This window comes from [Clostridium] aminophilum DSM 10710 (genome assembly GCF_000711825.1).
Classification (GTDB): domain Bacteria; phylum Bacillota; class Clostridia; order Lachnospirales; family Lachnospiraceae; genus Clostridium_R; species Clostridium_R aminophilum.
This window is the reverse complement of the sequence record NZ_JONJ01000021.1, coordinates 1-15,973: the sequence shown is the minus strand read 5'-3', so window position 1 is coordinate 15,973 and position 15,973 is coordinate 1. Positions and strand designations below refer to the sequence as shown.

The window sequence follows — 15,973 nt, the reverse complement described above, 5'->3', positions numbered from 1 at the left end:
CCAAAGCTTCTTCATTCCATCAAAATGCTCTTGCCTTACGCAAAAGCTCACCGTGTTTCCGGATGATAGGTCGCCACCACCCTGCATACCCGATCCCGGATATCCCTCTTATTCGCATAAGCGGCATCCATCAGGTCATGCAGCTGATCCAGGAATTCTTTGATGTCAAACGGAATCGGACAGCCGATATGGATCAGATCGTTTTCCGTCTTTTTCAGGCCTTCTTCCGCCATAAGCTTTTCTTCATACAGTTTTTCCCCCGGTCGCAGTCCCGTATACTCAATCTTGATATCCACATCCGGCTTGAATCCGCTCTGTTTGATCAGGTTCCTTGCCAGAGTATCAATTTTCACCGGACTTCCCATGTCAAGGACGAAGATCTCACCGCCCTTTGCGTAGGTGCCCGCCAGCATCACGAGGCTCACCGCCTCCGGGATGGTCATAAAGTAACGGATGATATCCGGATGGGTGACCGTCACCGGTCCTCCCTTTTCGATCTGCTTTTTGAAGATCGGAATCACCGATCCGTTGCTCCCAAGGACATTGCCAAAGCGCACTGCCACAAACTGGGTTTTTGCATTCCGGAATACTTCTCCGGTTCCCTCTTTATCCGCAAACTCAGAACCGTCATGAGTATACAGCTGCGGAAGTTCTGCTGCCCGGTGATTCTGAACCATGTAGTCAAAACTTTGGATGATCATCTCGCAGAGACGTTTGCTGGCCCCCATGATATTGGTCGGATTCACCGCCTTATCGGTGGAAATCAGAACAAATCGCTCACAGCCATGGATCATCGCAGCATAGGCGGTCTTGTAGGTTCCGATGGCGTTATTCTTGATGGCTTCGCACGGGCTGTCTTCCATCAGTGGAACATGCTTATGGGCCGCCGCATGGTAGACAACCTGCGGATGATACTGCTCAAACACCTGAAAGACCTTGCGACTGTCCCGGACAGAACCGATGATGGTGACAAGATCGAGATCCGGATATTTTTCCCGGAGTTCCAGCTGAATCTCATAGGCATTGTTCTCGTAGATGTCAAAGATAATCAGCTGTTTCGGTCCGTGCCCCGCAATCTGGCGGCAGAGCTCGCTACCGATGGAACCGCCGCCGCCGGTGACGAGAACCGTCTTGCCGGAGATAAACTCATAGACCTCCTTCATATCCGCCCGGATCGGAGCCCTTCCAAGAAGGTCTTCCACCGACACATCCTTGATGGCGCTGGCAGTGATCTCTCCTTTGACAAGCTGATACATACCCGGAAGCTGGCGGAGTTTACAGTCCGTCTCGCTGCAGATGTTCAGGATATCTCTCTTTGCCTGAAGGCTTGCGCTCGGGATAGCGAGGCAGATCTCATCGATTTTGAATTTTTCGACATTCGACAGAATGTCATCGCGGCCGCCGACAACCGGAATTCCGTCCATCGTACGGTTCCACTTGTTCGGGTTGTCATCGATGATGCAGACCACCCGCTCATTGCTGGTTTCCCGCGCATGGTTGATATCGCGAAGAATCTGCTGTCCGGCATTTCCGGCACCGATCAGCATGATCCGTTTGGTTGCTGCCGTGGCTTTTTCTCTTCGTCCGCGCTCCAAAAGGATGAACCGGTAACTGAACCGGACCCCCACAACAAAGAGGAACTGCAGCGCAGTTCCCCAGACATAGTACGAAAGCGGCATCCAGATTCCGAGTGCAAGTGTGACTGCCATCTGAAGAAAAAAGGTGATCGCCGTTGCGGCGCTGATCCGGATCAGTTCCACGTAACTGGCGAAACGCCAGATGCTGTGGTAAAGCCTCACACACCAGAATACAATGATCGAGAGGACGGCATAGACAAGAATCGTCTTATAATAGGATGCAATGTACCGTTTGGGAATCAGTGAATACCTGCCGTCAAAACGCAGAAGCAGTGCCGCAAAAAAAGAGGCAGTAATCACCACGATATCATAGATCATCAGCATGATCTCAATGATCTGCCAGTGCTGTAACTTCATACGTTCTTTCATAGTCTCCGTCTTCCTTGTTCATCATTTATTCCGCAATTCGAGCCTTGCAAACCCGGAATATTTCGTATTGTGTTATGTCATCCGATACAGTTTATCGGTTTCATGTCAGTTTTTTGGTTTATGGATTGCTCCACCGCACATCGTCTTTTCTGCCGGACTGTATTTCAGAACTAACTGCCGGTACCGGCATAACCCGCGCAAATTCTCCTCAGATCAGCACCGCGCCCCATACGCGTTTTCCGAAGTCCTCAAGCATAGCCAGTTCTGTCTCGACCGCACTCTTCTTTGATGCATTCTTCTGTTCCACAAGCAGAACGCCATCCGCAGCCTGCGCTTTCCGGATCGCCTCCGAATCATCAGCGAGGTTACCGGCAACCTCCAGAGAAACATTCCGGCCATCTGCCGTCATGGCTTCTTTCACCCGGTTCAGATCTTTCTCATCAATTCCTCCGACCAGGCAGATCTTCGCTCCCTCACAGTTCTCCGCCTTCATCATTCCTTCAAGGCGAACCGCTGCTGCCTCGCAGACGCGGCTCAGGTCACGGCTCTTTGCGGATGCACCGGAAAGATTTTCCGTAAGTGAATCGATGAACGAGAACATTCTCTTCCGAACCGGCTCATAGTAACTGCCAAGAACGCGAACACCGTACCGCTCCATCTCGTATTCGGTATGGATTCTTCCTTTTGCGACGTACCCCACACAGATGCATCCCGCCGCGCAGAACACGCCAAGGATGCCTCCGATGATTCCAAACTTCAACACGTTCTTGACGACGCTTTCCTTCGTGATCAGCGTTCCTTTCGGCGCGGCCAGGTCCGCCAGTTTTTTCTGGCGATCCGTCAGGCTGTTCTGAAGAGAAGTCAGATTATTGTTGAAGTCCGTATGTTTTTTCTTCAGATCCTCGTCAACAGTGTTGGTACTGGATTTTTCGATCAGTTTGATCGTGTGTTCCCCGACTCCGTTGGCGATCTGGTCTTCCTGATTGGATAGATGATCCCGAATCAATTCCATCAGTTTTGACGCCATCTCCTTGTCTTTTCCGTATACGACGATAGAAAGGAGATTATTGTCGTAATCCGCGCTCACATTGATTAGTTCCTTCAGATTGCGGATGGTCATCTCATCATTCAGCTCCGATGTCACATCTTTATACAGCTGACCATTCTGCGCGATGGCGAGGTAGGCACTGATGATACTCTTCGTCTTGTCCGGATTCTGATACGTCATCCCCGGCATGATCTGATAATCGGAGGAAATGTAAAATGTCGCCGTCTCGCGGTACGCGTCGTAGGGATCGATATTCATCAGCACGGACGACTCCTGATATTCCTGATTGGTGTTGATCTCGTCCGTGATATTCTGGATCTGACGCCGAAGCGACTCGACAGAAGAGTCATAGCTGGCTTTCTGCTTCAGATACTCCGCGTTCTGCGCTTCCAGATATGCCTTATTTCGAAGATTCTGAATACCTGTCACACCCTTGTATCCGCCCAGAACCGCACCGGCGATCACGCCGGCTGCAAGCACGCATCTCCACCGGCGGGCGATGTGATAGGTAAGATTGACCAGATCGATCTCAACCTCCGCATTATGGTTCTGCATACTTCTCATTCCCTGCTCGTTCATCTGTTCCTGTCTCCTCTTCCGTATATCAGTAAATCTCGAATAGTAGTATAGCACAACGGCTCACGTTCAAATGAATTTTCGCGCTTTCTTATGTCCTTCTTAACAAATCGTTAAGAAAAGCAACCGATATAATATATCATAGGCCAAATATTATCTCAAGATTCCAGTTGACCGACACCCCCTATTTTAAGATCGACACTGGACATAAATATTCTTCATCTCATTAGTTGTCATCAATTCTTCCTCTTCTATTCTCGCATCTCCCACGGTTCATATTTCCCGAATTCCAGAATATCCGCAATCCTCCTGCAGGCGTTTCCGTCGCCATAGGGATTGCAGGCATGGGACATCTTGTGATACGCCGCATCATCTTCCAGCAGTTCTTTGAAATTCTTATAAATGGTCTCCTCATCAGTGCCGACGAGTCTAAGTGTTCCGGCGTCGACGCCCTCCGGTCGTTCGGTGGTATCCCGCATCACCAGAACCGGTTTCCCGTAGGACGGACATTCTTCCTGAATCCCGCCGGAATCCGTCAGACACAGATGGCATCTCGCCTCAAAATTATGGCAGTCAAACACTTCGATGGGTTCAATGATATGGATCTGATCACAGCCGCCCAGTTCTTCCTCCGCCGCCTGTCTTACCACCGGATTCATGTGAATCGGGTAGACAGCCTTGCACTCGGGGTGTTCCTTTAGCACGCGGCGAATCGCCCGGAACATATGGTGCATCGGTTCGCCAAGATTTTCCCGCCGGTGCGCGGTGATAAAAATCAGTTTCCCATCGCCGACCCAATCTAACTCCGGATGCGTATAATTCTCCCGAACCGTGTGCTTCATCGCATCGATCACGGTATTGCCGGTGATATACACCGTGTCCGGCTTCTTTCCCTCTTTGATCAAATGCCCGGCAGCCAGACGCGTCGGGGCAAAATGATACCGGCTGACAATGCCGACCGCCTGACGATTGAATTCTTCCGGATAGGGCGAATAGATATCGTACGTCCGCAGTCCTGCCTCCACATGACCTACCGGTATCTGAAGATAATAGCAGGCCAATGCGGCGGCAAAGGTGGTTGACGTGTCACCGTGTACCAGAACCACATCTGGCTTCTCCTTTTCCAGCACCGCTTTCATTCCGTTCAAAATGTTAATCGTGATATCAAAGAGTGTCTGCCGGTCTTTCATGATGTTCAGATCGTAATCCGGCACAACCCCAAAGGTTTCCAACACCTGATCCAGCATTTGCCGATGCTGCGCCGTGACACACACGACAACGTCCAGTCCCTTTCTCTTTTTCATCTCGTTGATCAGCGGGCAGATCTTGATTGCTTCCGGCCGGGTACCGAATACCGTCATGATTTTCTTTTTCATGTTAGCTTCCCTTGTTTGTTGTTATCCTTTATATAGAGCCAGCCTTTTCCTATTGCCTGCCAATACTATGGAATCATTTTCAAATCAACAGCTCTCTCTATAATCACCTTTGATTAATCCAAACCGTTATCACTTCATTTCCAGCAGATTTCCGTTTCTCACCTTGTTTTCTTTCTGGCATCCATCGCTCCGTCCTCAATTCCCTGCGTGCTCTCCGGAATAAAGAGGATCTTCAGCGTATAGAAGATCAGCTGCAGATCAAAGAGGATCGAACGTTCCCGGATATAGATCAGATCCATCCGGAGCTTGTCCTGCGGCGTGGTGTTGTATCTTCCGTACACCTGGGCGTATCCGGTAAGGCCGGCCTTCACCTTCAGTCTCAGCCGGAATTCCGGAAGCTCTTTTTCATATTCTTCCGCGATCTCCGGTCGTTCCGGACGCGGTCCGACGATGGACATGTCGCCGCGCAGGATATTGATCAGCTGCGGCAGTTCATCGATCCGGCAGGCACGGATCACTTTTCCCACCGGCGTGATCCGGTCATCGTGCTCCGACGCAAGTCTTGCGCCGTTCTTCTCCGCATCCACTCTCATACTGCGGAACTTCAGGATGGAAAAGGCTCTTCCGCCGGTGGTCATCCGCCGCTGACGGTAAAAGACAGGCCCCCCGTCGCCCAGTTTGATCGCACAGGCGGTAAGTAAGAGCACCGGGGACAGGATCACCAGTCCGCACACCGAGAGAATCATATCCGCGGCGCGCTTCACCATCGGATAATACCATGCCACCGGATTGCGTTTGTTCCGGAGGAAGGGAGTATCAAAAGAATGGGAAATGTCGCTCCGGAACAGGAGAAGATCATTCAGCGACATCGAAAGGTGGATGTCTTTTCCATTCTCATCGCAATAAAGCATCAATCGATTCTGCAATTCCCGCCTCACGTTGATCAGATAGACATCCTCGCAATCCGCAAGACAATCCAGAATCCGGTCCGGTCCTTCCTGTTCGCTCAAACACGCCGTGATCCGGTACCGTCTCTTCTCGCCAAGTTTCGGAAGAAAGTATTTATACTCTTCATTTCCGTACACGATCATGATCTTTCTCGGTTCGTCGTATCGCGCGTAGAGACGGTTCATCACAAAGATCAGGAATCCGGCACCGAGAAACTGGATCAGCACGCCGAACAGAAAGATGCTGATCCGGATTCTGGAAAAATTGTGGAACCAGAAGAAGGCAGCCACAAAGAGGAACGTGTCCGCGATGACAAAGGAAAGCATCTGCGAAAAGAGCAGTTCCGCCAGACGGTAGAGTCCGATCTTGTGGGCATCATACATCCGGGCAAAAAAGGTGTAGACTACGGTATAGAGAACGCCTACCGAAAGAAGGGTGTAATAGCCAAAATAACCCTTTTCCCACCCCGGTGCAACATTGCAGTACCATAACGCAGCGGCGGTAAAAAAGGCCGTTATGCTGCTGCACAGAATATATGTTTTTTTTACCAGTCCCTTTGCCTGTTCCTTACTCATTGATCAATTCTTCCCACTTTTTCCATAATCCCGACCAAAGATAGTTCTCTTTGATCACCTTCTGTCCGGCCGCACCGATCCTGCTGCGATACCCGGGCAAGCTCATCAGTTTTTCGATGTGATCGATATATTGATCCGGTGTTTCGGCAACCAGATAATCCCTTCCATCCTGCGCATCAATCCCTTCCGCTGCAATCGGTGAAACAATAGTTGGGACTCCGATCAGCATACTCTCTAAAACCTTATTCTGAACACCGGCGCCGTTTCGTATCGGTACAACATTTGCGATGCATTTTGTCATCTGTTCAAACGGATTTTCCACGAAACCGGTCACAATAATATGATCATCCCCGGCCCCCAGTCCCCGGATCCGTTCAGACGGTTCAATCCCCATGACGTAAAATCGCATCTTCGGCCATTTTTTATGGATTGTCGGCCATACCCGATCTGCAAACCATAAAACAGCGTCTTCATTCGGCTGATAGGACATTTTTCCAAGGAAACAGATGCTCTCCTCTGTCATAACGGCAGTTTTTTCGCTTTCCTTCGCCTTCTCATTGATGACCGTTGTGTCCTGATCCGGTTCTATATTGGGAGCCAGAATATCATCTCTCACCGCTACCGGGATCACATGGATGTGATCTGTTTCAGCTCCCTGAGTTCCAAGCCATTCCTTGTCTTTTGGAGAAACAATCACCAATTTCCGCAAAGCAGAAGCGACCTTTTTTTCGCAACGAAGAACGCGGCCGTATTCCACCCGATAGATGATTTTTTTCAGACCTCTGGATACAATAATCGCATTCCGGTAATTATAAGAGATCGCATCATGGTAATCGAGAATAAAATCCGGCACATTTTTTTTTCTCTCACTAAGATAATGCCGCAATTCCAGCAGATATCCCGCTGTTCGGATATGATTTCCGACAATGAGATCATAGTTGCCGCTGACTTTCTCCAGTGTCGCCATTAATTGTCGGGACTTGTAGAGGGCATTTTGAAACGGCTCATCCGGATTCAAAATATTCAGCAGTAAGTTCCCGACCACTTCCGGAAGCTTCATCGGTATCACATAGACATGTGAAAAAACCTTCGCCAATTCGTTCCGGAAGGCTGACTCGTCTTCTTTTTTTCCCATACAAAGAAGGTCGACTTCCCAGCCGGCCTTCCGAAAATACTTTGCCTCATTATAAATCCTTATCCGAAATCCGGCAGTCAGCGGATATGGGATTCTTGATGACAACATCAATACTCTCTTCTGCGGCATTCTTTTATTCCTTTCACGATCTTTTCTTTCTCATCAGAACGAATAAATCCCCCGTTGCGGCCCGAAATGAAATAAAACGAAGATGACCATAATTCCAAAATGCAAGCCTTAGAAAATGTTCTTCCGAAAGCAGCCGGTACCTTTTCTCGCAAAACAGGATCATCCTTCGAAGATAGCGCATTCTCTCCTCATCCGTTTCATTACGGCATCTTAGCGTCTTTTCCAGCACAGTGAATTCCTGCAGTTCATTTTTAACCAGCTCACATCGATGTTTCAAAATGTCGACGTCCGCGTTCAATATAGAACCGACGGTATTCTTTCCATGCTGACGGTAATAAGCCAGTCTTTCTCCGGTCTTATAGAAACCATTTCGCTCTGACGCGTATTCACAGAGTCGCCAGTCATGCGGCAGTTTCTTCCATTCATCTTCCGCGCCGCTCTCCGTTTCTCTTCGAAGAACTTCTTCGTAAACCTCTCTCCGAACCGCAAGAAGCATTCCCATGTATTTTGGGTGTCTCAGAAAATTCTCCCAGGAAATACGAAAAACTCCTTTCCGTGCCACATCTTCCAAAGACCTCTTTGTATGATTCTGCTCGTCGATCAATGAAAAGGAAGAGGCCAATACCAGAATTTCCGGATGCTGTCTCAGGATCTTTGCCATATGTGCTGTTTTCTCCGGCGCCCAAAGATCATCCTGATCACTCAGAAAGATAATCTCTCCCCTCGTCATTCCAATCGCCTGAAAGAAATTCCGTGCATATCCGAGATTATTCTCATTACGATGGTAATGAACCGCAATCCGGCTTCTGTCTGCAAACGTTCGAACAATCTTTTCCGTATCGTCCGTCGACCCGTCATCACAAATCACCATTTCATCCGGCAAAAGTTTCTGATTTTCGATCGAATGAAGCTGTTCCTTTAAAAAACGTTCTCCGTTATATGTAGCCATCGCGACTGAGATTGTCATTTCCTTTTTCATTTTTTGTATCCCTTTACCAGTCGGATCATTCGGCATATTATCTGCAAAACCGTATATTTCTTATGATACATCAGCCATACCGCCAGTCTCTCATGCCGGCTGATTTTCCTCCAAACCTCCGATCCGTGAACCGTTTCATACATCTTCCGAAAATATGGATCATTGGTCACCTTCTTCACACTTTGAATATCTGCACTTTTCAGAAATGAACACTGGTGAAACGCACCATAAGCCACATACATCAGATATGCACCTAGATATGCATCCAGATCTGACATGCATTCCGGAATGCGACCACGGCGCAGGATTTCTGAAACCTCCCGGTGAACGCGGCGATTCTCTTCGTAATATTTTTCATGAAACCGGCCCATCATGCCGGACGACTGGCGATAATAATAGAGCGGTATTCCACAATATCCGACACTCGATGCCTTGCAGAAATATAACGCGCTCTGAAGCATATCTTCGCCATATCCGATGCCATTGTATATCGAATAATCCGCTTCCGGTTCTGCACACTCTCTCCGAACAGCTTTGATCCACATCGGTTGAAGTTTCATCGTGAGAAACAATGTACGGACAATTGATTTCTGATCCGCAAAAATTCCTGTTTGCACCGCACCATCTATAAAATACCTTCGATGTTCTCTTTTTCGTGGAAGTTCCGGACATTCTGTCTGTGCCTCCGCGTCATACAGATACGCATCATACAGCAGAATATCTACCGATCTCTCACTTAAACGATGATGGATCATCTCCAATGCGTTGAATGCCAGAAAATCATCGGCATCGCAAAAAATAAGATATTCTCCCCTCGCAATCCGTATGGCATCTCTGCGGGCAGCGAACAGACCTTGATTCTTTTTGTGAACCACCCGAAAACGGGAATCCTCACTCGCATATTGATCCGCAATTTCTCCGCTTCCGTCTGTTGACCCGTCATCAATCAGAATCGCTTCAAAATCCGAAAATGACTGCTCTGTAATGTGATCCAGACATTCCGGCAGATACTTCCTAACGTTGTAAATGGGCACCAATATGCTAAACCGCATCGTCTCTCCATCCTCGTCTTTTCTTTGCAAAATCCAATGGAATATATTATAACATAGTCATATATTCGCAACTATTACATTTTCTTTTAGTATTCCGAGGTCTCCACAATATGTGGTTTTGAGGGTATATTTATGATCTACTTAGCTATATTCCCGATAATTTATTTATGTGAGATTGCCGGTGCATTCTGCCGTGAAAAATACCCAAACTCCAAAAAAACAAGTTATATTCTGACATTTTTTCCTTTTTTTCTTATGTTTCTTCTGATTGCACTTCGCGGCCCGGAAACCGGTCCCGACAGCCAACGCTATATGGCTGTTTCTGAAGAAATCGGAAATCTTTCTTTTGCAGATTTGGCCGATCCATATTCCAGCCGGATTGTTCGAGAGCCCGGTTTTGAATTAATTACCAAAGTTTTATATATGCTTACGCATTCTACGCAGTCACTGCTGATCTTTATGGCCTCTGTGACCTGCCTGTGCTATTGGATTCTGATCAATGAACTGTCACCGGATCCATATCTTTCGGTTTTGGTGTTCTATTGCGCAAGTTTTTTTATGTTTTCTCTCAACATTGCGCGGCAGGTTATGTCCGCAGCGTTGTGCGGTATCTTCTATCTGCTCCTGATACGTCGAAAATATGTCTCAGCGCTTTTGATCAGTATCCTTGGAACGCTGTTTCACTCCTCTGCGCCGATCGGTTTTATCCTGATTTTTATGGTAACCCTGTTGCCAATCCGAAAATTCATGGCTGCATTATTTTCCGCCGTGGCTGTTTTGAGTGTCCTGTTTGTCCGTCCCATTATGGAACTGGTTTTCAGTGTCATTACCAAATATCAAAAATATCTGAATGTAGACAAGCATGATAGTGTCGGAATGGTTATTATTCTGTGGGGAATCGAACTTGCAATTGCAATGTATCTTCTGTATTTTGCAGTCGACAATCATCCCGAAAAAAGTCTTAACGCCACCCATACTCTCAACAGAATGGACCGGCATATATACTGTTCGATTCTGTTTACTGTCATGTATGTCGCAATCACATTTTGTTCATCGTTTGTATGGCTCGCTCTGCGAATTGGTTTTTATTTCGAGATCGGTGTTCTCTTCCTCTTTTCCATGTTTACGGAGAGAATCCGTAAACATCAAAGCCGGCTGATCTATCTGCTCACGGTTGTCCTGATCAATGTGCTGCTTACATTCTGGATGAGTCGCTCGTCGGCAGATCCTCTCTATACATATCACTTTTTCTTCGAATACTGATAAGACCGCATCGGAAGAAGCCTGTGGATCGACACAATTGACAATCCACAGGCACTTTTTTTCAGAGCGTATTTGTTCTAAACCCCTGCACAGGTCTCCGGTTCTGTCTTTTGCTTCTCCTAATCTCACGCTCTACCGCAGAAAAAAGCATCCAGAAGAGACAACGTCAACGTTTTACGACTAGCTTACAGCTTTTCAAAAACAGATTTCGCCGGAAATTTTTTCCGCATATAACGATGGTACCGGGCCAGATCTTCCTGGGTTGTTTTTTCATTATCATTCAGACAAGCCAGTTTTGGTCCACACCTAAAAATATACCGGTTTCTTCCGGATCCGGACAATTCGTTCAGATTACAGACTGCATAATCCAGATATTTTGCCGGGAATATCGACATCTTCACTTTATCCCAAAGACTTTTTTTCCGATACGCCTTAAGCTCACATAACTCGTGCAGAATCATATAATAGCTGAAAACCACCCGGTTGATATCGTTTTCTTCACGGAACCGGTTTTTTGATCTTTCTGCAAATGCATCCTCAAATTCGCGGCAGCAGTTCTCCATAGCACTTTTCGAATAGATATCAACTGCATGTGTCGGGATAAGTTTCAGCATTACCCCATATTTTTTTCGGATGATCTGCTGAGCATTCACTACTACTCTTTCGTAATAATTCTCCGGTACTTTTTTGCTCTCCACCAAACGAACCAACGGCTTCTCTCCGGAAACAAAAAATTCCTTTGCAACGCGATTTCCGAAAAACATATCATCATTTGCATACAGGAAAACTTCCGCCAGTTCCGGTATCCGATACAGATAAGATTCTATGACATTGCTGTTAAAGCATGGCAGATATTGTTCCGGAATGATGTCCCGGTGAAAAATGATTTTAATTTTCGGATTGGAAGTATCAAGCCAATACGGAATCTGACTTTCACTGTCCACAACAATAAAAATACGATGAATCCATGGTGCATTCTTCTCCACCGACCGGAGCGAATACTTCAACTCGGAATTGTCTCGAAAACGACATATCGTCTCCTCTTCGTCTGCAGCATAGGATTGACGCTTTTTCTTCCATTCTTCGTCATTGCCGTTTACATAGCAGTATACTAAATCGATCTCCATCTTATCATTCATACTCCATCTTCTTATTCTTTTCGTTTTCCTATATAATTTGCCAGGAACCGCATTTCATCTTTAAAAAACAGCCCCCCGACAATAAAAAACAGCGTCGCAAAAACAATCGAATACCCCACCGCATGGATGATCCATTGCCAGAAATCCAATGCCCCCATCGGAAACAATTGCAAGCACAATCCCATACTGATCAGGGATGCGGTGACATAGATCAGAAGCTTTCTGTAAAAGATCCATGGTTCTCTCCCCTTGATCTCCTTGCCGGTAAAGTACACATGATAAACCATGCGGTAAAACATCGCAATCGCAGTTCCCACTGCAATGCCTGTCAGACCAAACGTTCTGACCAAAATAACCGAAAGAACGATGTTCAGGATCGATTCGATATACGCCGCACCGGTGATTTCCCGGAACTTGTTCGCAGTATACGCGAAATTCAGATGCGGAAGTTTGATCAGATACAACGCCTCGGACAAAACGAGAATGTACCCGAACAGAGGCTGGCTGTAGCTTGCATCGTGGATTCCATTCGTATACAGCATCACAAACGGGGTGATTAAAAGTCCTGCCATAGAAAAAGAAAAGCATACGATAACTATCGTGATGAACTCATATAGATCCATTTTTTTGTTCAGTTCCTGCGTATCCCCTTTTGCATATGCAAGACCGATGATCGGGTTGAGTCCTGCCGTCAACGCGCCGATCATTCGTTTGATTCCGGTTGTAACCAGTGCATACACGGTATATACCGAAACCGTTTTTAAATCCGCAAAAATCGTAAGCACCGTAACATCAACACTTCCGTGGATAAAGGCTGCAAGGTTGATGGCCGCGCCATTCCACCGCTCTTTTATCAAACTGTCATCTGACGGTGCTTTCCAATCCAACGGATAGTTTCGGCGAACATAGATCCCGAGAATCAGAGGCTGCAGAGCAAACAACAGTCCACTGATCAGCTTTACAAAATGAATGCTCGGATATACTTTTACAGATATGTACACGAGCAACACACTGAGGACGTACACAAGAATCTGTACAGAATTTACAATATATCCTTTTTTATCAGAGTTTAACAGGATTTGGTATGTCAGTGAAAAGAGGTACTGAAGAAGCGTTGTAAGGGACAAAATCAGCGTCAGCGCAAAAACATATCCCATTCTCATCCCCATTGCTAACGGATATATAATTCCAATCACGATAGAGTATCCAATATAGATCATTCCAATTCTGACAAAAAAACGCCTTGCCGTCACCAGAATAGAACTCATTTTCTGATAATTTCCCGAAACGATCGGTTTATAGAGATTTGCCGAGACCACACCGGTGATCCCGCCTTCAATCAATGAAATATATGTCAAGAACTGAAGCAATGAATTTACGAGTCCGTTCACCTCAGAGCCGAACTCCTCCAGAATGATTCTCGGTATGATCATGCCGCTGATAATCGCGCACACCTGTAGCAGTCCACCGGATATTACATTCAACAGAGTTACTTTACTTCTCATTGTGGGATTATTTACCTTTCTTATATTCTTTCTTATATTGTCTATTGTCCTGTCAAGTCAGGTTATACGTCTCTCTATAATATATGTCATCAAGAAGCCGTCAGATCTCACACCCGTCTTTTTCCTGTCGCTCTTCCGTTCTGAGGTTCTCGTTCTCACATCTTAAAACGCAGCTCTCGCCTCACGTTAGTATATCACTTGAACCACTTTCCATCCAATGTTATACTGATCTTTGTGTATAGCATTGTTTTTCGTATACAATGCATGACATCACCATCATTTCTGATAACCCAGAAAGGAATTAGCTATGAATGACTTATCTTTACAGCCGGAATGTGATTTAGACATCCGTAACCTCTTTTTCGCTGTTATGCGAAAATGGCGTTTTATCCTTGTTTTTTCAGTAATCTGCGCGCTTATTCCCGGTTTATTCTCCGGAATCAGCGGCATCCGAAAGCTTCATAATTCCATTTTATTGGAACAAACCAATCTACAGGCAAAAGAACTGAAAGATAATTACGAACAGTCTCTGTCCAATCTCTCAGCAGAGTCCGATAATATCAAAGAGCAGATTCAGCATCAGAAGGAATATAAGAACCGTTCCTATATTCTTAACATGGATCCATCCCGTGTCTATAAATATTCCATCACCTATAATCTGAACAATACTTATACCAAGCCGGACGGAAGCACCGCAACCAACAGCAATGTTGCAGCAATTCTGAATTCATATACCATTGCAATCAAAAATATGGACATCGACAGTGCTTCTCTCCCGAGCCGCGCCGACAAAAAAAGCGATGTTCCGGATTCCATAAACACTCTGATTGTTTCCGCGCAGGATAATAACGCCAAGACGCTGACCTTCACGGTTTCCGCCGCAACACCGGAAGACGCAGAAGCTTTTCTCAATGCGGTCGCCAATGCGGTCGACGCCAATCAGTCCACAATCACGTCAAAACTCGGCCAGCATACCTTAACAGAGGTACTGAGAAAAGCGGTTACCGGAACGGATAACAATGTCAATACGCTTTCAACATCCTATACCACAAACCTGAATTCTCTCCAGACCACGCTTACCAATGTCACAAAACAGCTGACTGACTTAAAGGAGCCCACTCTGAAGGTCATGACCTTCAGTTCTGTCATTGCTTCCGCAAGAAACTTCGCAATTCTTGGCTTGGTACTCGGCCTTTTTCTTTCCGTATTCATTACGTGCGTTCGCTATCTGGTGTCCGACCGAATCACCGGCACGGATGAGTTTTTAAGGCATTGCCCGCAGCTCACCATGCTCGGAGCGATTCCTCGCAAAAAAGGCACCGGTCTTGGTCACAGATTTGATGCTGTCATCAATCACTGGGAAGATCCGACTTCTGCCATGGACAGTTCTGCCGTGCGTATGGCCATCGCAGCAAAAATGGAAGCTGTTTGTGGAACCAATGATCTTCTGCTTCTTGGTGAAAGCAAGAGTTCAGACGCTCAGGCTCTTATAAATGAAATCCATAACCTCCTGTCCAGTCCATCGGTAACACAGCTCGATAACCTGAGTGCCGGCGTAGATGCCGTCTCCGCCGCTCGCGGCAAAAATACAATTCTTCTTGTTCAGCGCGACCAGACCACATACCGCAATCTCCTGCAAGAGTTGGAGGTGCTGAAACTACTGGGGAACAAGGTGCTCGGCGTAGTTATCGTATAATAATCGTTCTTAACTTCACAAGTATTCGTACGAACGTGAAAAATCACGAACGTAAAAAATCAGCAAACTCGCTGATACCTTCCCGATTCATTGACACCATTACATCTACACACGAAAGGGAGTCGGCTTCTGCCGGCTCCCTCTCTGCTTTTCATATCATCCAAGGTTATGTAATCCCATCTGACACTTATACCTTTTGCCAGATTCTTTCATCGTAACCTCCATATCTATGATCTCATTCTACTTATATTCAATCGTATTTTCAATCGTATTTTTTTACGATCGGAAATGCGTTTTTTCAATCGCAATCATGTAGCTCAATTTTTAAAAATTCCTCCTCTCTCTCGTGTCATACCCAGTCCAATTAACCGATGCGACACCACCTCACCTGCGTTTTGAGAAAAAGCATTTACAAAAACACAAAGGAAAAAGGAGTGTGCATTAAATGAGAAAGCAGACTAAATATGTTGCAGTTCTTTCTGCAGCAGCTCTTCTTGCTATGGGCGCATCTATGACATCCTTCGCCGCTGGTTGGGAGAAGGACGA

General features: G+C 46.5%; 11 protein-coding genes. 2 read left to right on the top strand and 9 right to left on the bottom strand.

Translation table 11 applies throughout. The features are described 5' to 3' along the window. Positions 1-47 precede the first annotated feature (47 nt). The 7 genes from BR86_RS0112795 to BR86_RS15360 all read right to left on the bottom strand — a co-directional run bounded on the left by BR86_RS0112795 (position 48) and on the right by BR86_RS15360 (position 9,824). The gene (locus tag BR86_RS0112795) at positions 48-2,006 is read right to left on the bottom strand and encodes a polysaccharide biosynthesis protein (RefSeq protein WP_031474496.1); all 1,959 of its coding nucleotides are present in this window, start codon (positions 2,004-2,006) and stop codon (positions 48-50) included. Between the two features lie 208 nt (positions 2,007-2,214). Then, positions 2,215-3,633 (bottom strand): YveK family protein, encoded by a 1,419-nt coding sequence (locus BR86_RS0112790; RefSeq protein WP_031474494.1) that lies wholly within the window; start codon positions 3,631-3,633, stop codon positions 2,215-2,217. 248 nt (positions 3,634-3,881) lie between these two features. Continuing rightward, positions 3,882-5,006 (bottom strand): non-hydrolyzing UDP-N-acetylglucosamine 2-epimerase, encoded by a 1,125-nt coding sequence (gene wecB / locus BR86_RS0112785; RefSeq protein ID WP_031474492.1) that lies wholly within the window; start codon positions 5,004-5,006, stop codon positions 3,882-3,884. Positions 5,007-5,164: 158 nt separating this feature from the next. Then, positions 5,165-6,529: a sugar transferase gene (locus BR86_RS0112780; RefSeq protein WP_031474490.1), complete on the bottom strand. Its 1,365-nt coding sequence runs from the start codon at positions 6,527-6,529 to the stop codon at positions 5,165-5,167. Next, positions 6,522-7,772: a glycosyltransferase gene (locus BR86_RS0112775; RefSeq protein ID WP_161767332.1), complete on the bottom strand. Its 1,251-nt coding sequence runs from the start codon at positions 7,770-7,772 to the stop codon at positions 6,522-6,524. Before BR86_RS0112775 ends, BR86_RS0112780 begins: the two co-directional genes overlap by 8 nt. Before the next feature lie 34 nt (positions 7,773-7,806). Further along, positions 7,807-8,772, bottom strand: coding sequence for a glycosyltransferase (locus tag BR86_RS15365; protein ID WP_051684810.1), 966 nt, complete (start codon positions 8,770-8,772; stop codon positions 7,807-7,809). Next, positions 8,769-9,824 carry a glycosyltransferase family 2 protein gene (locus tag BR86_RS15360; RefSeq protein WP_075034496.1) on the bottom strand — a complete coding sequence of 352 codons (1,056 nt, stop codon included), beginning with the start codon at positions 9,822-9,824 and terminating at the stop codon, positions 8,769-8,771. The genes BR86_RS15365 and BR86_RS15360 overlap by 4 nt, the downstream gene beginning before the upstream one ends. A gap of 132 nt (positions 9,825-9,956) precedes the next feature. On the opposite strand from BR86_RS15360, the gene BR86_RS0112760 reads away from it, so the two are divergent. Continuing rightward, positions 9,957-11,087 carry an EpsG family protein gene (locus BR86_RS0112760; RefSeq protein WP_031474484.1) on the top strand — a complete coding sequence of 377 codons (1,131 nt, stop codon included), beginning with the start codon at positions 9,957-9,959 and terminating at the stop codon, positions 11,085-11,087. A gap of 185 nt (positions 11,088-11,272) precedes the next feature. Here the strand turns inward: BR86_RS0112760 and BR86_RS15355 are convergent, their stop codons facing one another. Then, positions 11,273-12,226, bottom strand: a complete 954-nt coding sequence (locus tag BR86_RS15355) for a stealth conserved region 3 domain-containing protein (RefSeq protein WP_031474482.1) — start codon at positions 12,224-12,226, stop codon at positions 11,273-11,275. An 11-nt stretch (positions 12,227-12,237) separates the two neighbouring features. Continuing rightward, positions 12,238-13,680, bottom strand: a complete 1,443-nt coding sequence (locus BR86_RS0112750) for an oligosaccharide flippase family protein (RefSeq protein WP_207641168.1) — start codon at positions 13,678-13,680, stop codon at positions 12,238-12,240. Between the two features lie 526 nt (positions 13,681-14,206). Here BR86_RS0112750 and BR86_RS0112745 point away from each other — a divergent pair. Beyond that, the gene (locus BR86_RS0112745) at positions 14,207-15,427 is read left to right on the top strand and encodes a hypothetical protein (RefSeq protein WP_143099368.1); all 1,221 of its coding nucleotides are present in this window, start codon (positions 14,207-14,209) and stop codon (positions 15,425-15,427) included. The last annotated feature ends 546 nt before the right edge of the window (positions 15,428-15,973 follow it).

Bases quoted from the DNA above. Each gene is read 5' to 3' on its own strand.
- BR86_RS15360 (WP_075034496.1), bottom strand. From the start codon at position 9,824: ATGCGGTTTAGCATATTGGTGCCCATTTACAACGTTAGGAAGTATCTG.
- BR86_RS0112780 (WP_031474490.1), bottom strand. From the start codon at position 6,529: ATGAGTAAGGAACAGGCAAAGGGACTGGTAAAAAAAACATATATTCTG.
- BR86_RS0112760 (WP_031474484.1), top strand. From the start codon at position 9,957: ATGATCTACTTAGCTATATTCCCGATAATTTATTTATGTGAGATTGCC.
- BR86_RS15365 (WP_051684810.1), bottom strand. From the start codon at position 8,772: ATGAAAAAGGAAATGACAATCTCAGTCGCGATGGCTACATATAACGGA.
- BR86_RS0112790 (WP_031474494.1), bottom strand. From the start codon at position 3,633: ATGAACGAGCAGGGAATGAGAAGTATGCAGAACCATAATGCGGAGGTT.
- BR86_RS0112795 (WP_031474496.1), bottom strand. From the start codon at position 2,006: ATGAAAGAACGTATGAAGTTACAGCACTGGCAGATCATTGAGATCATG.
- BR86_RS0112775 (WP_161767332.1), bottom strand. From the start codon at position 7,772: ATGTTGTCATCAAGAATCCCATATCCGCTGACTGCCGGATTTCGGATA.
- wecB (WP_031474492.1), bottom strand. From the start codon at position 5,006: ATGAAAAAGAAAATCATGACGGTATTCGGTACCCGGCCGGAAGCAATC.
- BR86_RS15355 (WP_031474482.1), bottom strand. From the start codon at position 12,226: ATGAATGATAAGATGGAGATCGATTTAGTATACTGCTATGTAAACGGC.